This is a genomic window from Photobacterium kasasachensis (assembly GCF_050336885.1).
In the GTDB taxonomy this organism is placed as follows: Bacteria; Pseudomonadota; Gammaproteobacteria; order Enterobacterales; family Vibrionaceae; genus Photobacterium; species Photobacterium kasasachensis.
This window is the reverse complement of the sequence record NZ_JAKJSH010000004.1, coordinates 24,266-46,951: the sequence shown is the minus strand read 5'-3', so window position 1 is coordinate 46,951 and position 22,686 is coordinate 24,266. Positions and strand designations below refer to the sequence as shown.

General features: G+C 45.9%; 21 protein-coding genes. 6 read left to right on the top strand and 15 right to left on the bottom strand.

The features are described from left to right. The first annotated feature begins 18 nt into the window (after nucleotides 1-18). Together L4D19_RS00295 and L4D19_RS00290 are read left to right on the top strand one after the other, a co-directional pair. Nucleotides 19-1,872 carry an ABC transporter ATP-binding protein gene (locus tag L4D19_RS00295; protein WP_428450641.1) on the top strand — a complete coding sequence of 618 codons (1,854 nt, stop codon included), beginning with the start codon at nucleotides 19-21 and terminating at the stop codon, nucleotides 1,870-1,872. Beyond that, complete coding sequence (locus L4D19_RS00290) at nucleotides 1,869-3,677, top strand: ABC transporter ATP-binding protein (RefSeq protein WP_428450640.1); 1,809 nt, start codon at nucleotides 1,869-1,871, stop codon at nucleotides 3,675-3,677. Before L4D19_RS00295 ends, L4D19_RS00290 begins: the two co-directional genes overlap by 4 nt. Nucleotides 3,678-3,765: 88 nt before the next feature. Here L4D19_RS00290 and L4D19_RS00285 read toward each other — a convergent pair whose 3' ends face one another. After that, the gene (locus tag L4D19_RS00285; RefSeq protein ID WP_428450639.1) at nucleotides 3,766-4,764 is read right to left on the bottom strand and encodes a helix-turn-helix domain-containing protein; all 999 of its coding nucleotides are present in this window, start codon (nucleotides 4,762-4,764) and stop codon (nucleotides 3,766-3,768) included. Between the two features lie 468 nt (nucleotides 4,765-5,232). Next, complete coding sequence (locus L4D19_RS00280; RefSeq protein WP_428450638.1) at nucleotides 5,233-6,207, bottom strand: DUF2860 domain-containing protein; 975 nt, start codon at nucleotides 6,205-6,207, stop codon at nucleotides 5,233-5,235. A 270-nt stretch (nucleotides 6,208-6,477) separates the two neighbouring features. On the opposite strand from L4D19_RS00280, the gene L4D19_RS00275 reads away from it, so the two are divergent. After that, the gene (locus L4D19_RS00275) at nucleotides 6,478-6,927 is read left to right on the top strand and encodes a dCMP deaminase family protein (protein WP_075766222.1); all 450 of its coding nucleotides are present in this window, start codon (nucleotides 6,478-6,480) and stop codon (nucleotides 6,925-6,927) included. 53 nt (nucleotides 6,928-6,980) lie between these two features. Here L4D19_RS00275 and L4D19_RS00270 read toward each other — a convergent pair whose 3' ends face one another. The 9 genes from L4D19_RS00270 to L4D19_RS00230 all read right to left on the bottom strand — a co-directional run bounded on the left by L4D19_RS00270 (nucleotide 6,981) and on the right by L4D19_RS00230 (nucleotide 15,880). Further along, nucleotides 6,981-9,953: a serine/threonine protein kinase gene (locus L4D19_RS00270; RefSeq protein WP_428450637.1), complete on the bottom strand. Its 2,973-nt coding sequence runs from the start codon at nucleotides 9,951-9,953 to the stop codon at nucleotides 6,981-6,983. Beyond that, nucleotides 9,954-10,574, bottom strand: a complete 621-nt coding sequence (locus L4D19_RS00265) for an ECF-type sigma factor (protein WP_428450636.1) — start codon at nucleotides 10,572-10,574, stop codon at nucleotides 9,954-9,956. Between the two features lie 54 nt (nucleotides 10,575-10,628). Next, complete coding sequence (locus L4D19_RS00260) at nucleotides 10,629-11,336, bottom strand: metallophosphoesterase (protein ID WP_428450635.1); 708 nt, start codon at nucleotides 11,334-11,336, stop codon at nucleotides 10,629-10,631. Between the two features lie 88 nt (nucleotides 11,337-11,424). Continuing rightward, on the bottom strand, nucleotides 11,425-11,781 hold the full coding sequence (locus L4D19_RS00255) for a hypothetical protein (RefSeq protein ID WP_428450634.1): 357 nt from the start codon (nucleotides 11,779-11,781) through the stop codon (nucleotides 11,425-11,427). A 118-nt stretch (nucleotides 11,782-11,899) separates the two neighbouring features. Continuing rightward, the gene (locus L4D19_RS00250; protein WP_428450633.1) at nucleotides 11,900-12,658 is read right to left on the bottom strand and encodes a hypothetical protein; all 759 of its coding nucleotides are present in this window, start codon (nucleotides 12,656-12,658) and stop codon (nucleotides 11,900-11,902) included. 353 nt (nucleotides 12,659-13,011) lie between these two features. Next, nucleotides 13,012-13,728 carry a DUF2076 domain-containing protein gene (locus L4D19_RS00245; RefSeq protein WP_428450632.1) on the bottom strand — a complete coding sequence of 239 codons (717 nt, stop codon included), beginning with the start codon at nucleotides 13,726-13,728 and terminating at the stop codon, nucleotides 13,012-13,014. 201 nt (nucleotides 13,729-13,929) lie between these two features. Then, complete coding sequence (locus L4D19_RS00240) at nucleotides 13,930-14,499, bottom strand: YceI family protein (protein WP_428450631.1); 570 nt, start codon at nucleotides 14,497-14,499, stop codon at nucleotides 13,930-13,932. Between the two features lie 2 nt (nucleotides 14,500-14,501). After that, nucleotides 14,502-15,038 (bottom strand): cytochrome b, encoded by a 537-nt coding sequence (locus L4D19_RS00235; protein ID WP_428450630.1) that lies wholly within the window; start codon nucleotides 15,036-15,038, stop codon nucleotides 14,502-14,504. Nucleotides 15,039-15,241: 203 nt separating this feature from the next. Then, nucleotides 15,242-15,880, bottom strand: a complete 639-nt coding sequence (locus L4D19_RS00230) for an HAD-IA family hydrolase (RefSeq protein WP_428450629.1) — start codon at nucleotides 15,878-15,880, stop codon at nucleotides 15,242-15,244. A gap of 135 nt (nucleotides 15,881-16,015) precedes the next feature. On the opposite strand from L4D19_RS00230, the gene L4D19_RS00225 reads away from it, so the two are divergent. After that, nucleotides 16,016-16,771 (top strand): DeoR/GlpR family DNA-binding transcription regulator, encoded by a 756-nt coding sequence (locus tag L4D19_RS00225; protein WP_428450628.1) that lies wholly within the window; start codon nucleotides 16,016-16,018, stop codon nucleotides 16,769-16,771. A gap of 47 nt (nucleotides 16,772-16,818) precedes the next feature. Here L4D19_RS00225 and L4D19_RS00220 read toward each other — a convergent pair whose 3' ends face one another. Next, nucleotides 16,819-17,523, bottom strand: a complete 705-nt coding sequence (locus L4D19_RS00220) for an HAD family hydrolase (RefSeq protein WP_428450627.1) — start codon at nucleotides 17,521-17,523, stop codon at nucleotides 16,819-16,821. A 398-nt stretch (nucleotides 17,524-17,921) separates the two neighbouring features. Between L4D19_RS00220 and L4D19_RS00215 the strand changes: the two genes are divergently transcribed. Further along, nucleotides 17,922-18,629: an EAL domain-containing protein gene (locus L4D19_RS00215; RefSeq protein ID WP_428450626.1), complete on the top strand. Its 708-nt coding sequence runs from the start codon at nucleotides 17,922-17,924 to the stop codon at nucleotides 18,627-18,629. 81 nt (nucleotides 18,630-18,710) lie between these two features. Here L4D19_RS00215 and L4D19_RS00210 read toward each other — a convergent pair whose 3' ends face one another. Further along, entirely contained in the window at nucleotides 18,711-20,096 is a 1,386-nt protein-coding gene (locus L4D19_RS00210; protein ID WP_428450625.1) for a class II fumarate hydratase, read from the bottom strand. Nucleotides 20,097-20,107: 11 nt separating this feature from the next. Further along, nucleotides 20,108-20,491: a hypothetical protein gene (locus L4D19_RS00205; protein ID WP_428450624.1), complete on the bottom strand. Its 384-nt coding sequence runs from the start codon at nucleotides 20,489-20,491 to the stop codon at nucleotides 20,108-20,110. A gap of 334 nt (nucleotides 20,492-20,825) precedes the next feature. On the opposite strand from L4D19_RS00205, the gene L4D19_RS00200 reads away from it, so the two are divergent. Next, nucleotides 20,826-21,101 (top strand): PepSY domain-containing protein, encoded by a 276-nt coding sequence (locus tag L4D19_RS00200; RefSeq protein ID WP_428450623.1) that lies wholly within the window; start codon nucleotides 20,826-20,828, stop codon nucleotides 21,099-21,101. Between the two features lie 56 nt (nucleotides 21,102-21,157). Here the strand turns inward: L4D19_RS00200 and L4D19_RS00195 are convergent, their stop codons facing one another. Then, the gene (locus L4D19_RS00195) at nucleotides 21,158-22,579 is read right to left on the bottom strand and encodes an alpha-amylase family glycosyl hydrolase (RefSeq protein ID WP_428450622.1); all 1,422 of its coding nucleotides are present in this window, start codon (nucleotides 22,577-22,579) and stop codon (nucleotides 21,158-21,160) included. Nucleotides 22,580-22,686 lie beyond the last annotated feature (107 nt).

Sequence of the window (22,686 nt, the reverse complement as noted above, 5' to 3'; positions counted from 1 at the left end):
TTTATAAGGACTGTTTGTGTGAAAAAACAACAATCAACTAAAGATGATTGGCAGATAATGTCGCCTGTGAAAGGGCAGATAAGGTTTGCGATGGCGTTATCGGTGTTGAGCTCGTTATCGGTGTTAGCTAGCTTGTTTGCGCTGGCGCTTGCTATTCGAGCGATGATAGAAACAGATCAAGCTTGGCCGAGTCGTGAGATCTTAGCGGCAGTCTGCTTTACTGTCATTGCTTATGTGCTTAGGCTGCGTTCTTTCGCGAAGTCGCACCGTGCTGCATTTCGTTTGGAAACGATTCTCCGTACCCAGCTAAGTGAGCATCTTGCACATGTTTCTATGGGGTACATCCAGCAAACTGGTGCGAGTAAGCTCAGTAAAGTTATCCAAGATGATGTCAAAGAACTTCATGTGTTCGTCGCAGACAGTACGCCGCTCTATGCCCGAGCGTACGCAGCGCCAATCATGACGTTACTTGGTTTGTTGATACTTGACTGGCGGCTAGCGGCTGTAACGGTTGGGTTGCTGGTGTCAGGTTTCATTGTTCTTGGCGTTGCAAGGAAGGATCACGGTGATCTTTCAAAGCGCTATATGGAAACACGAGAACAAGTCAGTGCGGCCGTTGTTGAATATGTACAGGCTATGCCTGTGGTACGAACATTTGATACGGGAAGCAGCACATTTGGTCGTTATTACCAAGCGTTGGAAGCTTACCGAGAAGTCGTCGTGAATTGGTATCGGAGTGTCAGTTTCTCTTCTCGTTTCTCTATTGCGTTATTGAATCCAATGCCGACACTTGTGATGTTGCTCTGGAGCGGTGCTTGGCTTTTTTGGCACCATGACCTGGAGTTCTCTACTTGGTTAGCCACTTTGCTTATTGGCACGGGAATGGCTGAATCAATGATGCCTTTAATTTCTTTACAACATCTCATAGGTAAAGCGAAGATAAGTATTGCTCGAATCAATGAGGTATTAGGTGAAAAAACGCTTTCTCAGCCGGAGCATGAAAGTGTGCCGCAAGGGTATGATATTTGTTTTGACAACATAAGCTTTCGCTATGACGAAGATAGTGATTATGTATTGCGGGATGTCAGTTTTACTGTTGCTGATGGGACCATTACTGCTCTGGTCGGAGCGTCGGGGGCCGGAAAAACAACGATAGCGCGTTTGTTGCCGCGCTTTTGGGATGTAGACCAAGGAGCAATAACGATTGGAGGAGTGGATGTAAGAAACTTGACTTCGGAAAGTTTAATGAAGCATGTCTCCTTTGTTTTTCAAGATACTTTTTTGTTTGCTGATAGTATCGCGGATAATATTCGTCTTGGTAATCCGGGCGCAACAATGCAAGACGTGATTGAGGCTGCACAAGTTGCTCAGGCTCATGAGTTTATCATGCAATTGCCAAATGGTTACGAGACCTGTGCTGGTGAGCGAGGGGCCTTTCTTTCAGGAGGTCAAAAGCAGCGTATTACAATAGCGAGAGCAGTTCTGCAGGATCGCCCCATTCTCGTGCTTGATGAAGCTACAGCATTTGCCGACCCAGAAAATGAAGCCGCCATTGTTGAAGCGCTGGCAGCATTAATGAAAGGTAAAACTGTCATTATGGTTGCCCACCGCCTGACCACAATAAAAGATGCTGATCAAATCCTTGTCTTTGATGACGGAAGCCTTGCTGAATCTGGTCAGCACAATGATTTAATCCTAAATAAAGGTACTTATGCCCGTCTGTGGGAAAGCTATGAGCAGGCTCAGTCTTGGGCTCTGAATCAAGAGGAGTTATCCAGAAAAGACGGCAACATTAACGCAATACCTGAACAGCGGCTGGTTAGTGAAATATCAGCAGTATCAGACAATCAGCTCAAGGGAGAAATGCGATGAGTCATGCAGATCAACTTGAACAGAATGCTAATGAGATCCAGCCTTCTCGTTCACTTACATGGTGGGAGATATGGCAGCGGCTGATTGTTATTAGTGGCAGTTATGGATCCAAACTAAAACGTAGCATGTGGTTGTTGATAGTGGCGGCAGTGCTCCAAGGAGGGGCGTTAGCATGCATACTGCCTATGTTTGTCGCAATTTTTACTACTCAAGATGCTCAGGCAGTAGTGCTATGGCTTGTACTGATGACGCTGTTGACACTCTTGAGTTTGGTGGCGAGATGGGGATCGCAAGGGTTTGATTTTCGTGGTGATATGGCGAAAAACTCTCATCAGTTACGAACTCGCTTAGGTGAAAAACTCAGAGTGGTGCCATTAGAGAGTCTGAAAGACAAGCGTGCTGGTGAGGTAAATGCAACACTGCTTGGTAATGTTGATGAAAATATGGCTTATACCCTCACAATTGCCAACATGTTGCTGAATGCCTTGTTGTGTCCATTGATCGTAGCAGTGTGCACACTTTACTACGACTGGCGTCTTGGGGCGTTGCTGATGTTAATATTCCCGACTTTAATTCCATTGTACCGTTGGTTGGCACCGCGTTTTAATTCGGGAATTAGTAATTATGTCGATGCTCACCAGCAGTTGAATGCTAATGTTCTTGAGTACACACAAGGTATACAAGTGATGCGTTCAACAGGATGTGTGGGTGAAAAGGCACAAAGGCTTCAAGAAAGTTTGGCTTACCTTGAGAAGGTACAAACTGAGGGGCAGGAGAAAGGAACTAAGCCAAACTTACTAATTTCCAGTGTCTTTGAACTGGGGTTATTAATTGTTTTTGGTTGCGGCGCATACTGGGTAGTTGAGAGTGAGACAGATCTTGCCGTTTTAGCCGCGTTGTTAGTTGTTATAGTTAGATATGCTGAACCATTGGCTTCATTCATTAACTACACCAAGATTATTCACTTAGTGGAAGCTTCTTTATTACGTATTGAAGCGTTAATGATGGTGCCGGAACTGCCGCAGCTGCCTGAGCAACTTCCACTACGCTATGATATCACTTTTGAGCAGGTGGACTTTTCATATAAAGCTTCGAATAAGCCAGATTTGATAGATTTCAACCTGACAATTCCGGCGCGGAGCATGACAGCGTTGGTTGGACCTTCTGGGGCCGGAAAAACGACGGTTACGCGATTACTGATGCGATATGCTGATCCGCAAAAAGGAGTGGTGAAGATTGGTGGCGTTGATATTCGTGCTATCCCGCCTGAAACACTGAATAGTTTAGTGTCAGTGGTCTTTCAAGATGTTTACCTTTTTGATGATACGATTTTGGCGAACATTCGAATGGCTCGACCTGAAGCAAGCGACCTGGAAGTGCAACAAGCGGCAAAAGCCGCTAATTGCCATACGTTTATTACTCGTTTTCCTCAAGGTTATCTAACCCATGTTGGCGACATTGGAACTAGGTTATCAGGGGGAGAGCGTCAGCGTATCAGTATCGCTAGAGCTATTTTGAAAAATGCGCCGATACTTGTTCTAGATGAGCCAACGGCTGCACTTGACACTGAAAGTGAAGTTGCTGTTCAGTCCGCAATTGATATGTTAATTAAGGATAAAACAGTCATTGTTATAGCGCATCGTTTGTCGACAATTACCTCTGCTAGCAACATTGTTGTTGTGGAACGTGGTCGGCTCGTAGAGCAGGGCAGGCATAATGAGCTTATCGCCCACTCTGGCCGTTACTGCTCTATGTGGCAAGCGCAACAAAGAGTTAAGAATTGGCATCTAGTAGCGAACAACTAATTAAATGGCTAATGTCCTGTCTAGTATCGTCTACTCGGCAGGACAAGTTTTAGGAGAAAATGCTTAATATATCAGGTTAACTATACTTCTAATTACGTTTGCGAAGATGCTTTAGATCTCTCGGTTTGACGCCATAATGTTTATAGAAAGTAGATGAAAAATGACTCGCATTGTTATACCCAAGGTTTTGGGCAATAGTTGTGATTGCCATGTCGCTAGTAATAATATGCTGATATGCTTTTTCCATACGCCGCCTAATAACATAGGCATAAGGACTTGTATTGAAAACTGTTTTAAAATCTTTTTTAAGCTTGCAATCATTTGTGCCGACTAGATGAGCAAGTGTTCGCAACTTTGGTGGATTGAGTAAAGATTCTTCAAGAATATCTCTTGCTTGATAAGCCCTATGTCTTTCCTTATCGCTAACGCCGCAAGTTGATATTGGTTGAGTATACATAGACTGTATACTCAAAGATATTAACTCGTATGCTTTTCCTTTAAGGAACACTTGTTTAACATTATCTGTTATTGGCGGATTTAATAACATATCTACACATTCTTGCATGGGAAGATTATTGACCATGGGAATATGCATATAGCCATATGCTTTATAACTATTACACTGTGTAATAAGTGTATCGAATTCGGATAGGTATCCTTTTGGAAAGCAAATTGAAACAATTTGCAAATGCTCTGTAGGAGAAAAAGATGCAGTGCCTTCGAAGTGACAGTGGCAGCAGAGGTTAGCTGTTCTTGCTTTGGCTATATGTTCAAAGCTACATCGTTTGGATTTCGTTGTAATGGTGCCACTTTTTACAAAAGCCAGTGACAGGTATTCGCTATTATCCTGGATAGGTATTGTAACTTCTTGGTAAATTCTGCCTTCGAAAATAACTATCTTAATTCCCGAAAATGAATAAGTTGATATGTTAAGCTTTGATCTATCAAACTGAAGGGTTTCATAGCTTTCAGAAGCAGTGTCAAATACCCCTTCAGATAGGTTTTGCTGTCCATCAACATTCAACAATGGGATTTTACTGCCACTAGAAATGTCTTCAATATTGATGTTAATCGTTGGTTTTGTCATATGTTCATGATAAGTCTTTGTTAGTAAGTTGAAATCACATATTGCTTCCCAGTGTTAATAATTATCATTTTAATTTGTAATGTCTTTTTTTTCAATAGGGTAGCCACTTTTGAACAATGGTTAATCAGTCACTTATCTTTGCTGATAAGGCTCATGTTAGTTGAGAGGCTTGTAGGCGATGCAGGGTGACTTGGTAAATACTTAATAGGTAATTCAAAATCACAATCAATCCGAAAAGGGATTGCCCACGAAAAACCTTGCAATTATTATGGTCTTGCGCGCTTTTATTACATGCAAGGATGTGACAGAGGTAACCTAAACTCAGAAAAACCTTTTGGAGCTCAAGTAGCTTCAGTCGTGGCTTTGTTAACAGCTGAGTACTATAGAAACCTTTAGGGAAAGGATGCATTAAAAGGAGACTAGCGAGCTGAGTGTTTAGTGAATTTTATGACTCGCTAGCCCTAGTTATTAGAATTTATAGGTCACACCGGCACCGAGCATATATTCGGTTTCATCGTAAAAGTTGATGTTGGATGATTTTACGTCATAACCAGCGATAGCATTAAATGCCCAGTTATCCCATCCCATGAATTCGTCGTATTCATATCCGGCGAAGAAGCTGTATTCGGAATCTTTCTGCTCGGTATCAAAAACAGGGTTGACGGTATCAAAAGTTGTATTGAGGTATTTACCCGAGATAGAGAATGCATGTCGGTTGACAAATTTCATGTAAGACAGCTCAACGCCGTAGCTTTTATTCGACATTGCATCGCCATCTGCCGAGAAGGTCTTATAAATAAGTGCTGGCTGAAGAAGCGATGAGTTGTTGATCATGTATTTATAGGATATTTTCGAGTAAAGCCCGTTGCCGCTGCGATCCAGTCGTTTTTGCTGCTCGCTGGTGTACTGGGAGCCCGATCGCTCAGTATCGATATCTTTAGTGTAATAGGCCAAGTCCAACGAGAACGGTGAGTCCATGATGCTGTCATACTGGAGGCGGTAAGCGTTGCCTGAAATATCAGTTGTCTGGCGATCGGTACCTGTCAGATACGGATCTTCCCATGTTTCACCGCCCATAATAGTCGGCAGGAATGAGAGTGAAATGGAAGACTCTTCAGATAGCCCATATCGGTATCCGGCTTCCAGTGCAAAATCACCAACTGCGATGTCTTCTCGTGATGTCCCGATAAAGATCTGATGATTGTCCAGTTGACCGAATGTGTAACGAAGCTGGCCAAGAGGTGCAGCCAACACCTCAGATTCTGATTTACCTGAGTTATCGACATTGCTGATTGTTTTATCACTGTCTGTATTGAAGTTGGATTCAGTTGAACCAAATCCCACAAGCGCAGAGACTTCCCCTGAGAAGCCAGGTTCGCCTAATTCAGCCATTGTATGTCCGCTAATGAGTGCCATACAGCAAACCAAATACGTTTTTTTCATCTCGAATTCTCTTTGTTCGTAAGTTCAAGGTGAAATTATCGATAGATGTTGTCGAATTAATGTCTTTTCAAATTGCCATGTTTAATTTGACAAGTGATCGGAGCAGCTCATTTTAGCTTAATAAAAATAATGTTATTAGCTGAAAGTGGGGTTATTGGGTATATAAATGACTCGAATGAATATTAGTTAGCAATAATGTTCTATTTGGGTCTTGAGGTGAGCGGGTAAGTTTTGCAAAATAACTGAAATCGACAAAATTAGGTAAAGAACATGATTTCTAAATGGGCTGTGCGCTTTTTTCAAATGGCCGAGTTGGTCGGTTCTTGGAGTAAAGATCCTTCGACACAAGTGGGGGCGGTGATCACTCACGGTAATCGAATTGTCTCGGTTGGATTCAATGGTTATCCGCACGGTATCTCGGACAGTGCCGACACGGATGATCGTGAGATGAAGCTGCTAAAAACACTGCATGCCGAAGAGAATGCCATTTTGTTTGCCAAGCGTGATCTGGCGGGCAGTGATATCTGGGTAACTCATTTCCCTTGCCCTAACTGTGCAGCAAAAATTATTCAAACCGGTATTTCTTCGGTGCATTGCCCGGAGCAGACGGAAGATTTTCTTTCTCGCTGGGGAGATAAAATCAAAGTCAGCCAGGATATGTTTATCCAGGCGGGTGTTGAGGTAGACTGGTTGCCACTTGACGAGTTGTCAAAATCATAACCTTGTTATTAATGATAAAAATATCTGAAGGCCACCGAAAGGTGGCTTTTTTATTAGTCGGGATATGGCCTGCTCATAACTTTGTCAACGAGTGACTTAAGATCATCACGAAATTCCAACCTGTCGATATAGGGGGTTATATTGCTCACTTCTGTCTTGAGCTGCTTATGATTTCCTTGCTTTGCATAAGCTTCTGCCAGATAGAGGCTTGGCAGCAGGTTATACAATGATTCAGGGTGCTTCAAAATGCTGAATTCACGCTTCTTTGTTAGGTAGCGGATTCCACGTTTTTCTTGCCCCGAAAGGATAAGCAGCCTGCCATAGAGCGCGCTTGCATCGTCCCATGCCGGGAGGTTGTTATGGGTGAACAACAACCTGGTATCATCCTGATTGTTCTGCATCAACTCCTTGAAGCCAGCAATAGCAGCTTCAGTTTCACCTGTGAGCAGTCTTGCGTAGTGGATATACACATTAGCTGCTAGTTTGTCTGTATAGGGCAAATAGCTTTGTCTCAGGCTTTCAATATCTTGTTTAGCAGCGCTGCCATTAAGAATAGCCGCAAACAGATCAAAATAACGCTCTGGCTCCAGTTCTTGCTCCGGGTATTGTTTGCGATAAATTTTCCGGATCCCGTTATAGCGCTTGTAGGCCTGGCGAAACGCACTCCAGTCTCGATACCAGATCGCAAGTGTCATGTCTGAAGGGGCGGTTCCGTACGCATTGATATTGGTTTGGCTGGAGTACATATAAGATGACGATAATAGCCGCGAGCTCGCTTTTGCACCCTTGAGATCGCCAATTAACAAATAGGCATTTACCAGATTGTCAAAGGCACTATGGGCATGGGCATTCGATTCGCGGAAGCCGTTTGTCAGTTCTTTGACCGACTCATATAACTGGTGCTGGCTCTCATCGTAACTCTCCCAGCTTATTCCCATCACCGGTTGGAATGACAAGTGAAGTTCGTTGAACGGCAGCGACTGCTTACGCTGAGCCTGTTTTTGATCGTCGTATTTTTGGCCAAAATCGTTATTACCAAGGCTGTAGGCAACCATACTGGCAAGATCTAGGATCTGGTATTTTTCACTGGCAGTGAGATCGTCAGATATCCAGTTTGCAGGTTCCTGTACAAGCGCCTCTTTTTGCTTATCAGTCAGCCATGTGAAACGTGATCCCATGAGGAGAATTGCAGAGCGGGAGTCCAGTCCGGTTAGCAGGTCATAGATTCCTTTCTTCTGGGCAAGCGGGAGCTGTTTCCACTCAGCAGTCTGTAAGGTGACTTGCATGGCCAAGCTTTTAGATAGCTTTTGATACCGTGACAGATAAATGTCATCAGTGGTCTGCTGCGGGACTTTGAGAATTTCAGCGAGCAATCCTAACTCAGCCAAGGAAAATGTGCCTTGGCTGTCAAACCGGGCAAAGTATGGCTGAGCCAACTGGTTGCTCGGGCATGACAATGGTGAAAAGTCTGGTGATTGATAATCCGGGTTACAGGCAGGGTTGAGTTGCTCGGATAGGCGCTGAGCCCGGATAAGCAAGGTTGTAATGTAATGGCTTCGCTCGGTCGGCTCATGAGTATGTTTAATTTGCTCCATGAGTGAAGAGAGCAACTCGATAGCAACTTGATATTGTCTTAGGGCAATCAGGCCGTTGGCGTAAATGATCCCCGTTTGGTAGCGCGCATCCGGGGTCAGGTTTTGTTGGCTATGGTGCCATTGCTGAGCGGCGTATGTGAATAAATCGTTGATCGATGGCGCTTTTATCGTATCGGTCAGTGCCGGGCGGGTGAAAGCCAAGGTGTTACTGATCTGATTGATGACCTGGCGGTTCGACCGCTGCTCATTGAGTAACGTGATGTACTGGTGAGTGACGGTAGCCGTTCCTCCGACAACTGACAATATCAATGCCAGCAGGCTGGAGGATAGGAAAGGCTGACGCTTGATGGCCTTTTTTAACCGATAGCTACTTTTGCTTGAATAGGCATCAACAGGTCGCCCAGCCAGATAGGCGTCGATTTCTTCGAGTAGCTCATCGGCATCGCGATAACGTTCTATAGCCTCTGGTTGCGTTGCCTTGCCGATGATCGCAGCCAGCTCAGGATCGATATCTGCAAAGGTGCAGAGAGCATTAGTGGCAGAGAAGTCGGTATCGAAACCGTTGATATCCGGCCACCTCTGGCTGAGCATGTAGAACAAAAGGACACCCAGCGAATAGATATCCGATCGCGCTTTGTACCACACCCGGGACTGCTGCTCAGGTGCACTCCAGTGACGAGAGAATGCGTTGATATAATGGACGGCATTGTCCGGGTTGATGGCATGATTATCGTCGAACTGGCGGCTAAAACCCAAATCGATGATTTTTATCTGACCGCGGTTATCAACCAAAATGTTCTGTGGCTTAATATCGCCATGGTAGAGCCCCCGGCTGTGGGCGAAAGCCATTCCTTCCAGTACTTGCCTGTATAACATCAGGCGCTCGGTGCGGGTAAGCCTTTTCATATCGAGATACTGATGCAGCATTTTGCCATCAATGTACTCGGTAACGATGCAGTCATGACTGTCTATCTTATCGACACCAAAAAGCTGACAAATCTTCGGGTGTTTTGCCGCAATGAGGTTACTGCTTTCACGAAAAAACAGTTTGTCGGTCTCGCTGGCGGTAAGAATATTCTGGCGCAGAACCTTCACGGCCGCATAGTGCTGGGCTTGTTCATTACCGGTGGGCGATTCGACAGTTTGCCGGGCGAGAAAAACCATCCCGGTGGCACCGCCTTCCGACAGTACTTCGGAAAGGGTAAACCCCATGACCTTTTGACCAATGAGCGAGGCTAGCGGATTGGATGTGCCTACTTCACTGGCAATTAAATTTTCACCCAGTTGGGTGATGCCGGTAAGCGACAGTGCCAGCATATCGGCAAGATCTGCAACTTCAGCTGGGTAATCTTTGCTTAGGGCAGCGAGACGCAGTTGCTGCTCATCGGGAGATAGATCAAGAAGTTCGGCGTAGAGATCGGATATTTCCATTTAGGTCAGGCTTTTTTTTAAAAAGTGCGTGGCAAACTGCAAGCGGTTGTTGACGGTTCTTTCGCTGACCTTGAGCAAGGTGGCGATTTCTTTATTGGTGACGGCAGCAAAATGCTTATACTCAAAGACTTCGGCTTGCTCGGGATAGCGATTTCTGAGCTCCAGCAATGCCTTGTGCAGATCGTGACTTTGGGACATATCGGGCGTGATGCTGTCATCCTGCGTATCGTTAAGCTGTGATAGGTAGGCTAGTTTGTACTCCTGGCGCTTGGCCATTTCGCCGGGATCGGCGAACAACAAGTGCCACACCGAGCGGCGTACATACTCGATGAACTCTTTGCGATGAGTAAAGGGGGTTTCGTCATTGCGCCAGCGGTTGAGCTTTAAAATAGCTTCATGGCTTAGCTCGGTAACTGATGCATCGCACAATATAGTCTTGCTCGGATCGTTTTTTTCCCGCAGCCGTCTGACAATGGCCTTGATATCCTCGTAGGCAGCGGCAAAAAAGAGTTGTTCGGCTTTCTTATCTCGAGAACGCCACCCTTCGAGAAGCTGGGTGGCATCGTCTCTTTCTGTCAGGCGAGTGATTGACGGTTTGACCATGTTCGGTTCTATACTCATTGGAATCATTAACCAACTGATAATAAAGTGACTTTACAGAGAAATCCTACTTTTTTATGTAAAATCAGACTGGTTCTGATGTTCTGTATAGTATTTGATCGGTTTGACCACCAGGCTCTGGTTACCAACGCCACTCAATAGCCAGCACTGGTTCTGACGGTAGACCGGTTTACAGCTTGGGTTATGTCCATGCAGTGTCAGATCAATATTGCGTATAGATGTTTTGCCCCCCGTGTTGATATCGCTTCGATTCCATAGCATTCGCCATACTTCTTCAGTACTCAATTGGCCTTTTACAACCTCGTTCCAGTCCCTTGGGGCAGTAGCATGGCTAATGCCAATTTGCTGATGACCAAATGACAGAGTTAATGCTAGTGGCATCCGGAGTGAAATCAGGGTCTGCCAGCGAAGCAGCATTTGCGGCTGGTGGAGGAAAGCCTTTAACCAGCTGCTTCCGTTATCGATAAGCTTGTCCCAGAACGTCTGATTGGAAAAACCTAACAGGAATAGTTGTTCGTGGTTGCCCAGTACGGGACAAAACCACGGTTGTAAAAGTAGCTCCAGGCAGTGCGGGCTCTGCGGGCCGCGGGAGATCAAGTCCCCGGTACTAAACAGCCTGTCTCTGTCGGGACGGAACTGACAGCGAGCCAGTTCGCGGTAAAGTTGCCGGTACTGACCGTGAATATCGCTGACAATAAAATCGGTTCCAGCTGTATTTCTTGTTATCGCTTGGTGAAAGTGGCGAGGAATAAAAGGGCGCATAGAAAACCCGTTATAGTGCAAGCGTATAAAGTAAGTAGGGATTTAAGGCAAGGTTACATCTTGCCTTAAGCCCTTGGGGAGGGAGTGGTTAGTTGGCCTCATTTACTGTGGCGTTTTCGGCTGCATTGGCAAGGGGCTTTGTGCCTTCTTCCTGGTTAAGCGCTGCCAGCTCCTTGCTGAGGATTTGCTCGTTGTTGTTCTTGATCAGGCGGTTGACAGCCACCATGGTCCAGATCCAGATACCAAGATAAATAATGCCGGGTACAATGAGAAATGCGGTGAAAATACATACCACAGAAATCAGCATGAAGATAAGGCCGAACATTACCTTGCCGGCATAGCAGTGACCGAGGCCGGGCAGGATAAAGTTAAGGAAAACACCAATCATGTTGTTCTTTAATTGGTTGCGGATGCGCTCTGAATGTAGTGTGTCTTGAATGCTCATGTTGTCTATCTCATTGTTTGGGAATGCGCTTAGTATCCATATCAGCAGAGCAAATAACGAGGGACGGAAATCCAGAGAAAATTACGCAAAAAGAAATGAAAAAGATGAAGCGCCGGTATTAAGGCAGCAGTTTGGCAATAACGATAATCAGTAGAAAATAGACGAAAAGCACCAGGAAAAACAGCGTCAGGATACCCAGCAGCAGACTGATAGTTGTTAAGGCGATACTGTAGATATTAATATTTACAACGAAGAAGAGAAAAGCGAGCAGGGCCGATAGGAATAGGGCGCCGATTGCCGCCCCCTTCATGTCTGAGGCAGAAGGACAAATATGGCTCGTAATGGACGCCATCGCGAAAAACCATACAATAAATTTCAGTTTTCCCTGATTGAAAAGCTCGGTAAAGAGCGCCAGAGCGTGTCCTATGTTCTGCGCAAAAACATCCAGGTAGCCAGAAACACTGCTGATAGCTAGCAGTTTGTTCTGGTTGGCTCCAACCAACTGTCCAAAGCCGTAATGCGGGTAGATGATTTTCGACATGATAGCCATGGTTAGCAGGCCGCCGAAGATGGGGGCAATGCCAATGAAGAACCGTCCGCATTGCTGGTAAAGGCTTTTGGGATTAAAGCTGTGATGGACATAACCAAGTTGACTACTGCCGTTTAATTGCAGCAGCTTGATCTCATGGATCTTGTGCCGGGCAAGCACGCATAGCAAGGCGTGGCTGAGCTCATGAACCGGGGTGCCGATAAAGGCAGTAAGGTAGCGCAAACGGTATTTACCGTACTGCGCCAACTTGGATGCAGCAAAAAACTCAAGCTGGCGAACGAGCACCAGCATGCCAATGAAAATGGAGATGAGGAGAAGTAGCTGCATCTTCTATAATAAGAAACTCAATATACCCAAACTACCTCAAGATGCTCGTTTCAGCGAGAATTACTTGGCTTGTAGGCTAGGCACCGATTTGAAAATCTAGTGGCTCTAAATTAATAATCGGTAACAACGCATAGAAGCCCCTATTTACTTAACAGAACTAGAACTCGCCCTTTGGGAGAGAGCCAGCGAACCCATTTCTGTGTCAAATAACGTTGAAAGGGAATAGCCATTCCTACCGTCATTTTCCTTGAACTGAGCTCGCTGGACTCACTCTGAATCCTGCATCTTGAGGTAGTTTGGGTATAGCTAACATGTGAGCTGTTGAGCCTCTAGTCTATGAATAATATTCAGTCTTAGACGTCGTCGTCACCAAAACCGAAGTCATCACCGCCGCCGAAGAAGCTGTCACCGCCGCCAAAGCCTGCATCATCCGATGGTGCATTGGCAAAGCTGTCATCAAACCCAGCATCACCAAAGCCCGAGTCACCAAACCCACTTTCTCCGAATCCGGCATCACCAAAGCCACCGCTGGTCTCGGTATAGTCAGAGGCAAAGCCAGATGAGTCATCCAGGAAGCCCCCAGCATTTTCTTCAGCAGATGCCAGGCCTTCATCCATAGTGGCATCTGGTGCAGCATCTGCAGCGGCCATCTCGTCCGCTGCTGGCTCATCATTGCCGAATAGGGCATTGCTGATCATATTACCGGCTACCATACCAACTGCGACGCTTGCGGCTGTTTGCATGAAGCTGCCGAATGCGCTTGGTTGATGTGCCGGTCTAGGTGGTTGAGGAGCCGGGCGGTTGCCGCCCATCATTTTGCTGAAAGTGCCTCGGTTTGATTCAGATTTATGGTGCTCAACACATTTCTCAAGGTACTCGTTCTTCTGTTTCATCTCCTTGAGCGCCATCTCCTGTACCAGCACGGCCTGAGTCAGCTTGTAGATGGCATCCTGCTGGGAACCGATTTCATCGCCAATCAGTTTCTCAGCGTCAGCATCCTTGGTTTTGTCCGGGCTTTGCTTCAGTTTATTGGCAACATCTTGAATCAGTTCTTTTTCTTGTGGTGTCATTTTCTTTACCTTCTCTTTAACGCGATAACTTTGTTATCGATATTCCCTTGAGCTTGGGCCTATCATCCTAGCTCAGAGGGTATATTTCAATCTGTTACTATAGGTAACTATTTTTGATTATCAGTATTGTACACGCAGAGAAAAAAATCCGGCAAAATGCCGGATTAAAAGGAAAGGACAGTGTGTTGTTAAAGATGGATGTTACTGACGAATACCTTCGACATGTAGCTCAAGATCGGCGTAGCTTGATTCACCCATTACCTGAATACCGAAGTCTTTGAGCTCAATGCGGGTTGTACCGGTAAAGCCTGCGCGGTAGCCTCCCCACGGATCTTCGCCTTCACCGACAAACACGGCATCGATGGCAATTGGCTTGGTTTGGCCGTGAAGGGTCAGGTCACCGGTGATAGTCATTTCACCGTTGCCTTTTGGCTCTACCTTATTGCTGGTAAATGTCGCCGTTGAATATTTTTTTACGTCCAGAAAATCTTCGCTGCGTACGTGCTTGTCACGCTCTGCGTGGTTGGTATCAAAGCTGGTGGTATCTACATTCACGCTTACTTTGGATGCCGAGATATTCATTGGATCGTAGCTGAAAGTACCGTCGAAAGTATTAAAACGTCCCTTGATCCAGCTATAGCCGAGATGCTTGATTTTGAGGTTGATGGAAGCGTGTGCTCCCTTGGTGTCAATCATGTAGTCTGCTGCAGAAGCAATAGACGGAATAGAGAACGCAGTCAGTAGACCTAGAGCCAGTAGTTGCTTTTTCATGTTTACTTTACTCCCAACATTTTTTTTAACGTATTGTCTTTGTTGATATAGTGATGCTTTAAAGCAGCAAGTGCGTGCAGCGCAGCCAGCCCGATCAGGCCGAATGCAAGGTAGTAGTGAACCTCGCCAGCAATATCTGCCTGGTTAGGAAACAGTTCACCTGCCGCTGGAACCGAGAACCAGTTGAACACTTCAATGGCTCGCCCGTCGGCAGTGGAAATCAGATAGCCCGAAATAAAAAGCCCGAATAGCATGACATAGATAACCCAATGAGCCATTTTTGCTCCCATTTGCTCCCAACGGGCACCTTCAATGGCCGGGTGGCCTTTTAGGGTTTTCCAAACAAGGCGGAAAAGGGTGACAAAAGCTAGGCAGATGCCGGCTGATTTATGCCAGTGCGGAACCGGTTTATACCATTGAGAATAGTAGTTCAAATCAACCATCCACAGCCCAACGGCAAATAAGCCGATGATCACAACGGCAGAGAGCCAGTGAATAGTAATAGATAGCCAGTCATAAGGTTTCGGTGCATTTTTCATTACGGCAAATCAATCTGTTCCAAACTTGAATAGCTATATTTTAGTTATTAATTTGTGAAACATAAGTCACGCAAGTTGAACAACAACATCAAATTATTTGAATGAACTATTTTGAGGGGGGCGAAAGAGGGGGAAGGCGAGCAGCTCAGGCAGGGGGAATTGCACTAGAGCTGCTCTTTGAATACTTGATTAGAATGAATAAGTTATATGCAAATAGTCAGTTTCTTATCGGTGACAGTAACTGAGACTGACGTCATGTCTTCGATATAGCTTAGGATATCGGTTTGAATGTCGCTATGACCAGAAAATACTATTTGAATTACCTGCATTCCGGCGCTGTTTGCACTTTTTATCCCTGAAATAGCATCTTCAAACACCAAACATTGAGATGGCTCGACTTTCAGCTTCTCGGCTCCCAGCAGGTACGATTCGGGGTTAGGCTTGCCGTGGGTAATGTCGTCTGCAGTAATAAGTACATTAGGCATCGGCAGCCCTGTGGCTTCCAGTTTGGCAAGTGCCAGTTCTCTTGAGCTCATGGTAACGATTCCCCATGGTAAATTTTCGAGGGAATGTAATAGGGAATCAGCGCCCGGGATGAGTGTTACTTCGGATGCATGCTCGATTTCTTGCTTGAGCAGTTTGTCATTTTCATCCAGGACATTCAGCTCTGGTTTGAACATTGGGATGATTTCCAAGGCCCGGCAACCATGTACTTCTGCCAGCAGTTTGTCTGTATCGACACCGTGCTTTGCTGCCCAGCTCTCCCAAACAGCTTCAACACATGAGGTTGAATCAACAAGCGTACCGTCTAAATCGAATAAGATTGCCTGAACATCTACCATAGAGCCTCTCAAAAAAGCAAAAACACGCAAAAACACTTCATTTCATGCATGTTAGCGCAACGTCATGCAGGCTTGCAACTGGAAATTCCGTATGAATACAGTAAAATCACGTAAAAACATGCAGAGAACGGCAAGATGTTATTACAAGAACGGCAACATAGAATATTAGAGATGCTGCGGGCGCAGGGGAGGGTATATGCGACGGAGTTGAGCCATCACTTGGGCGTGTCGGAAGACACAGTAAGGCGTGACCTGAAAAGTCTGTCCCAGCAAGGACTGTTGCGGCGGGTGCATGGTGGTGCCTTGCCGTGCCAGCACGATCTGGTCGACTATCGGGACCGAAAGGATGAGATCGAGCCGGCGAAACAGGCCATAGCCCTTAAAGCGCTGTCATTCATTCAACCGGGACAAACCGTCCTGATTGATTCCGGTTCAACGTGTTTGCACATCGCCCAGAATTTGCCGACGCATTTTCCTTTTACTGTGGTTACGCCCAGTCCGCTCATTGCCAGCCAGCTCATTTCACATGAAAATATCGAGCTTATCCTCGTCGGTGGGCGAGTATTTAAGCCTGCGATTATGTCTGTCGGTGCTGCAACTAATGCGATGCTGCAGGAAATCCATTTCGATCTATGCTTTCTTGGCGTGTTTGCATTGCATACCAGTTCGGGATTAATGATCAATAATCTGGAAGAAGCTCAGACATTGAAAGTCATGATTGCACAATCTGAGACTGTGGTGGGGTTAGCCGATGCCAGTAAGTTGGATAAAGTGGGCACTCACTTTATTGCTTCGTGCGATAAACTGTCGGCTCTGGTGACCAGCAAAGATGCTAACGAGGCTATTTTGGCTGAGTTGTCAGAAGCCGGGGTCGAGATCGTTAAAGCATAAAGCCCTATCTGTATGAGAAAGGGCTTATCTCGGCTGAAGGTTGGATCTTATCGTAAGATGTTGTTTTCATGACGCCAGTCCATTATCGTCCAATCCTGCATTTGTGCATGTAGTGCCAACGCAGGGTCTGGATTGACGGCAAATGGGCGGTCGACGGCATCAAGCATTGGCAAATCATTGATTGAGTCACTATAGCCATAGCTTCCTTTAAACTGGATGTTGTGATCGTCTATCCATGCTTTCATTCTTGTCACCTTTCCTTGTTGATAACTGAGTGTTCCGGTTGTTCTGCCGGTGATGATGCCGTTAATCTGTTCGAGGTTTATCGCAATGACATCATCGGCACCGAGCAACTTAGCAATAGGTTTTACCAGGTGTTCACCTGTTGCCGAAATCACCAAGACTATATCGCCGCGTTGCTTGTGCCATTGAATTCGAGAAATAGCATCGGCATAAAATGCCGGTTTGATTTTCCTCTCGATGAACTCTGCCACCAGTTGAGTCAGCGTTTTGCTGTCCATGCCGATAATAGGTTTTAGGGTTGCCTGCATGTACCTATCCATGTCCATCGTCCCGTTGGCATAAGCAGACATTAATTCGCGTTCTTCTGCCAGGTGGGTATCAGATGCCAGTCCCTTTTCAGCGATAAATTCACTCCATAGGCTAGCAGAGTCAGCTGCAATAAGTGTTTCATCAAGATCAAATACAGCCAGATAAGGCTTGCTGCTCATAGCCTGGTTCGTGTGTGTCAAACTGCTCTTCCTTTCATCTTTTCGTCTGTCTTTTTGTATAAGCGCAGAGCATAGTGAGGAATTATGACACTTCTCTTTCATTCCTATGTATTTTTGAAGGCAGACGGTTGTCAGACATAGTGTTACCCGTCATAACTGACTGAAAATCAAATACTGTCTCATTAGTGAAACGAATGTAGATCTGAAAAATCTGTATAGTCCAAAGGAATTATGTGAGTTGCTTCCTAAGATATTGTACGGTTGCTATGAAAGTATGCGGGAAGAATTATGTTTGTTTATATCACATCGGCAACTATGGATAGTCAGTGGCGAGAATATTAAGAACAAGGGATGAGCTCGAACAGCACCTGACTCTATCGGAGGTCGGGAGTTGCAGTGCTTTCTATAAGGGAAACACGATGAAAAGTGCTTTCCAGCCAATAGTCTCAGCGTCTGGTGCGCTGTTTGGTTATGAAGCGTTGCTTAGAATTTATGGTCAGGATGGACTGCAGTTACAGACAGAGCCTTTCTTTAGTACAGGTTTTATGCCTTCCAGTGATCGGATAAACCTTGATCGTTTGGCCCGGGTTATACACCTACGGAATTTTGCGCGTTTTGTCTCTGACGGTGCATTGTTTTTGAATATGACGCCCATTGCAGCGTTAGATGCCGGTAGTCAGCAATATGGGTATAACTCGCTTATTTCCCGAGTCAAGGAGCTGGGTTTGTCGAATGACAGGATTTATTTTGAAATCCTCGAGCATACCTGTGCCAATGACCGACTGCTGGTGAGTTCGCTTCAGGATATGCAGGATTACGGTTTCCGTATTGCGATAGATGACTATGGTGTCGATGCTTCATCGGAAAGCCGTGTCAGGAAAGTTAACCCGGACATTATTAAGGTCGATCGTAGCTTGTTGACGGACTACATAGATGGTAAGCCGGAAGAACTTCAGGCTGTTATTAGCCTGGCACATGAACTCAATGCCAAGGTACTGACGGAAGGGATCGAAAGCCAGAACGACTTCAATACGGTCAGGGAGTTGGGGGTCGATTATATGCAAGGTTATTACATTGGCCGCCCAGTGCTGGTGAGCGAACTTCCCTGTCTTTTCGAGCCGATTTGATAGAGCCGAATGTCTATTGTCGCAGCCCTCTCATTTTCCACTGTTATCAGCAGAAAATGAGAGAATCATCATTGGTCAAGCCTAGTGGGCAACGCCACCTTCGGTGAGTTTTTTGGGGTTGAGGAGCGACTCAAGCTCTGAACGACTGAGATCTGTTTCCTCTTCCGCGACATCGATAATCGGCCTTTGTTCTTTATAGGCCTTCTTGGCTATTTCTGCGGCTTTCAGATAGCCAATTACCGGATTGAGTGCTGTCACCAATATCGGGTTCTTTGCCAGAGCCAACTGCAGGTTATCTTCCCGGACGGTGAAGCTACCGATGGCTTTATCTGCCAGCAGCGTGGATGCATTGGCAAGTAGCTCAATACTCTGTATGAGGTTAAGCGCGATCACAGGCAGCATCACATTGAGCTGGAAATTACCTGATTGTCCGCCAACGGTGATTGTGGTGTCATTGCCGATAACCTGAGCGGCAACCATAGCCGCTGCCTCGGGGATCACAGGGTTCACTTTACCTGGCATGATAGAGGAGCCCGGCTGAAGGGCTTCTAATTCTATTTCTCCCAGACCGGCAAGCGGTCCTGAGTTCATCCAACGTAAGTCATTGGATATTTTCATGACGGCCACCGCAGATGTCTTGAGCTGGCCAGATAAGGCGACAATGGCATCCTGGCTGCCCAGGTTATAGAAAAAGTTATCGCTGCAGGAGAAATTGATTTCTGTCGAGACAGAGATATTATTGGCAAAAATAGCAGCGAATTCTGGCTCGGCATTGATCCCGGTACCTACCGCGGTACCGCCCTGGGCCAGTGCTGTTACATTTTCCAGTGCATGTGTGATGCCCAACTGCGCTTTTTCAAGTTGTATCTTCCAACCCTGCAGTTCCTGGCCGAGTGTGACAGGCATAGCATCCATCAAGTGGGTACGGCCTGTTTTTACCACATGGCCAACAGATTCCGTTTTGCTATCAATCGTGTCAATCAGGTGCTGCAGGGCGGGAAATAGCTGGAAGTGGCTGGCAAGGGCGGCACTGACCTGAATAGTGGTCGGGATGACGTCATTACTACTTTGCCCCATATTGACATGGTCGTTGGGGCTGACAGTTTTACCACTTTTCTGGCTGGCCAGAGTGGCTATCACTTCATTGGCATTCATGTTTGAGCTGGTTCCTGACCCCGTCTGGAAGACATCGATAGGAAACTGCTCCAAATGTTGGCCGTCAATAATTTCCTGGCAGCTGTCGATAATGGCATGGGCAATATCATGCTCGAGCAATTTGAGTTCCAAATTGCTGCGTGCCGCTGCTTGTTTGACAAAAGCCAGTGCCTGAATGAACTGCTTGGGCATGGTAATGCCGCTGATCGGAAAGTTGTCGACAGCTCGCTGGGTCTGAGCCTGATAGAGGGCATCTTGCGGGACGTGAACATCGCCCATGCTGTCTTTTTCGATGCGATAACGGGAGTTCATGATAGATATCCTTAGAATCCGGAGGTGTGGTGTAATTGCAAGAGGTTACGTTGCAGAGAATGAAGCTGGCGCCTCCCTTCGTCTGACTGGCCGTAGTGCTTTTTCAACGCCAGTAAAGGGCAATGCAGATGATCGAGGCAGATGCGGCGGAAAATTCGCGAATGCCCTCTATGCGCAATGGCGTCTGTGAGATGAAAGAATATTCGGCGTAAAAAGAGTTCTTGAAGCAAAGGGTTATAGTTAGGCGAGTGACGACAGTAATAGGAGGCGAGATTAAGCCCTGACTGGACAAACTCGATAATGATATCAGGCTCGAACCCAGGTATGACAGGGTGATTAAGAAATCGCTCTTCTGTTTTGAAAAATTGGCTATAGAGCCGTGCTTTTTTTTCCATGTAGTGAACCAACCCCTTGCAGTGATCGAATTGATAATTATTATCATCTAGGGTTGAAATGTGCAAGGTGCAATAATGGTTTACGTTTAAGTTTATACTATCTGGTCGATAGCCTTTATCATGAGAGATCTGTTTTTTGGATAACAATAAAGTGTTGAGGTCTTATTATTTGTGCAAAGAATGTTACTTGCCACTCGCTATGATCTAATTGTGGGTTTGTCTTATGCAAGCCAGAGAATGTGATATGAATCACAATCATTTGGCGCTTGTGATCATTGATAGTTTGATTGCTCTGGTATGATGAGCTATCACATGCTTTTTTGTGGGAAGTAGTATGAAAGTATTAAGTGTTTTTGCGTCTTGGGTATGCCTTGGCAGCCTGCTTGCAGCGGTACCGGCAATGGCTGATCCGGTTGAAGAGACAACCTCCAGTGCGTTGACCGTCCCCAAGGCGATGAGAATGCTCCAAACTCAGGGCTACCATGATTTCAGGAAGATCAAGGTGGAGCGCGAAGAGAACGAAATTGAAGTTGAAGCGCGAGACAAAGAAGGCCGTAAGGTAGAGCTTGAAATCGACCTTTATACGGGCAAGATAACTGATATTGATTAGGCTGATAGCACTCGGCTATCAACCTTTAACCTATCCAACTGTCTGCTGTTTTTCTGCTAGGTTCTGACTAACATTGCGCAGGATTTAGCGGGAAGCCTTATCTGATAACACGTATCGTTGTTTTTATTGTCTGGACACGCCTTCCCGGATGTCACTACTTCAGCGGTTTCAATTGATGTGCCGTCCATATCGAGCAAGTCTATATAGTTACCTGCCGGAAGCGAAATAGTGTTCTCCTTGCTACCGTTGTTGATCACCACGATACCGGTATCCCCGCGTTGGAACATCAGCATATCGTCACTATGATCGAAGCTGTGCATCGGTTCGCCATGGGTAAGGTTATGGAACCGGATCATGTTTTGCAACATAGGATCCTGCCAGGTATCGAGCCATCTTGGTTTTCCGTTATCCGATAGAATACCGCTGGTATCCAAGTCCGAGTAGATCAGTGGTACGCCACCGTCACGGCCCAGCACATAACAATAGGCCAGTCGCTCGTTGTGCTCGGTCATGACTTGGTTAAGGAACACGTCATTGTTGGGAATGTCGTGGGTCGTTGCGAAGGTAATAGCTCTATCATTAGCAAGCGCCTGACCGACAGAGTATGGGTTGACGAGATCCGTGATTGGCTCTCCTTTTTCAAACACGTTGAAAAGAGAATGAAATAACGGGAAGTCATATGCGCCAAGTCGGGTGTCTTTTAGGTATGGCTTGAGAAATAGCTCATATTCTTCTTTCGTTGCGCCACCGTCGGTAATGATCTCTCCGAAAATGTGGGTGCCTTCACTGATCTTTTCGTCCCAAACCTGTTGAATGTGTTCAAGGGTCAAATGTTTGGCCGCGTCGATACGAAATCCACTTATACCTAATAGCTTTAACGCTGTTAGGTAGGATTGTTGTACTTTTACTACATTATTATTGCATTTGAGCGTCGGTAGCCCGGGATCTTCATGCCCGCTGCTAATTCGACCGTTCTGTACTTGCCATGGATCTTTCCAGTTTTCGATCGGAAACGCCTGAACAAAGTCACTTTCGGTGAAAAGCGGTTGAGATAAATCGCCAAATAACCTTATTGATTCAAAATATTCCTCTTTCTCGTCATAGTGTTGCAATATGCCCGCGTTAGGGTAGTCAAGATCAGCGCGAAGATCGGACTCGTTGGCCATGTGGTTGAATACAATATCGGCATAAACCAGCAAGTTGTGTTGTTTTAAGGTTGTTGTCATCTGCTCGAAATCAGCAGTATTGCCGAGTTGGTTGTCAATAACCCGGTAGTCCTGTGGTTGGTATCGTTGCCACCATTGAGTGCCTTTGTTCGTTATTTTGGACTTCATCGGTGGCGATACTAGTACCGCTTTGAAGCCTGATTTGGCAATGGCTTCGGCATTTTCAGCTATACGGCTGTAAGGCCAGTCAAAGGCATGGAGAATAACATTGGTTGCCTTTGGCGATAGGTGAGTTGAAAAGCTCGTCGTCATGTTTTGTGCTTCCATTAACAATCTACAGAAAGTCTACTGGCTGTATTTGAAAAAGTATTCAGCTATCTACCTTCCAAAGAGGTAGGAGACAGGGGGAGTAGAGGCGT

What these genes read in the sequence shown, in the direction of transcription:
- L4D19_RS00200 (WP_428450623.1), top strand. Translation starts at nt 20,826, where the DNA reads ATGAAAGTATTAAGTGTTTTTGCGTCTTGGGTATGCCTTGGCAGCCTG.
- L4D19_RS00265 (WP_428450636.1), bottom strand. Translation starts at nt 10,574, where the DNA reads ATGAGTATAGAACCGAACATGGTCAAACCGTCAATCACTCGCCTGACA.
- L4D19_RS00240 (WP_428450631.1), bottom strand. Translation starts at nt 14,499, where the DNA reads ATGAAAAAGCAACTACTGGCTCTAGGTCTACTGACTGCGTTCTCTATT.
- L4D19_RS00215 (WP_428450626.1), top strand. Translation starts at nt 17,922, where the DNA reads ATGAAAAGTGCTTTCCAGCCAATAGTCTCAGCGTCTGGTGCGCTGTTT.
- L4D19_RS00260 (WP_428450635.1), bottom strand. Translation starts at nt 11,336, where the DNA reads ATGCGCCCTTTTATTCCTCGCCACTTTCACCAAGCGATAACAAGAAAT.
- L4D19_RS00225 (WP_428450628.1), top strand. Translation starts at nt 16,016, where the DNA reads ATGTTATTACAAGAACGGCAACATAGAATATTAGAGATGCTGCGGGCG.
- L4D19_RS00195 (WP_428450622.1), bottom strand. Translation starts at nt 22,579, where the DNA reads ATGACGACGAGCTTTTCAACTCACCTATCGCCAAAGGCAACCAATGTT.
- L4D19_RS00270 (WP_428450637.1), bottom strand. Translation starts at nt 9,953, where the DNA reads ATGGAAATATCCGATCTCTACGCCGAACTTCTTGATCTATCTCCCGAT.
- L4D19_RS00285 (WP_428450639.1), bottom strand. Translation starts at nt 4,764, where the DNA reads ATGACAAAACCAACGATTAACATCAATATTGAAGACATTTCTAGTGGC.
- L4D19_RS00255 (WP_428450634.1), bottom strand. Translation starts at nt 11,781, where the DNA reads ATGAGCATTCAAGACACACTACATTCAGAGCGCATCCGCAACCAATTA.
- L4D19_RS00210 (WP_428450625.1), bottom strand. Translation starts at nt 20,096, where the DNA reads ATGAACTCCCGTTATCGCATCGAAAAAGACAGCATGGGCGATGTTCAC.
- L4D19_RS00205 (WP_428450624.1), bottom strand. Translation starts at nt 20,491, where the DNA reads ATGGAAAAAAAAGCACGGCTCTATAGCCAATTTTTCAAAACAGAAGAG.
- L4D19_RS00290 (WP_428450640.1), top strand. Translation starts at nt 1,869, where the DNA reads ATGAGTCATGCAGATCAACTTGAACAGAATGCTAATGAGATCCAGCCT.
- L4D19_RS00245 (WP_428450632.1), bottom strand. Translation starts at nt 13,728, where the DNA reads ATGACACCACAAGAAAAAGAACTGATTCAAGATGTTGCCAATAAACTG.
- L4D19_RS00230 (WP_428450629.1), bottom strand. Translation starts at nt 15,880, where the DNA reads ATGGTAGATGTTCAGGCAATCTTATTCGATTTAGACGGTACGCTTGTT.
- L4D19_RS00275 (WP_075766222.1), top strand. Translation starts at nt 6,478, where the DNA reads ATGATTTCTAAATGGGCTGTGCGCTTTTTTCAAATGGCCGAGTTGGTC.
- L4D19_RS00280 (WP_428450638.1), bottom strand. Translation starts at nt 6,207, where the DNA reads ATGAAAAAAACGTATTTGGTTTGCTGTATGGCACTCATTAGCGGACAT.
- L4D19_RS00250 (WP_428450633.1), bottom strand. Translation starts at nt 12,658, where the DNA reads ATGCAGCTACTTCTCCTCATCTCCATTTTCATTGGCATGCTGGTGCTC.
- L4D19_RS00235 (WP_428450630.1), bottom strand. Translation starts at nt 15,038, where the DNA reads ATGAAAAATGCACCGAAACCTTATGACTGGCTATCTATTACTATTCAC.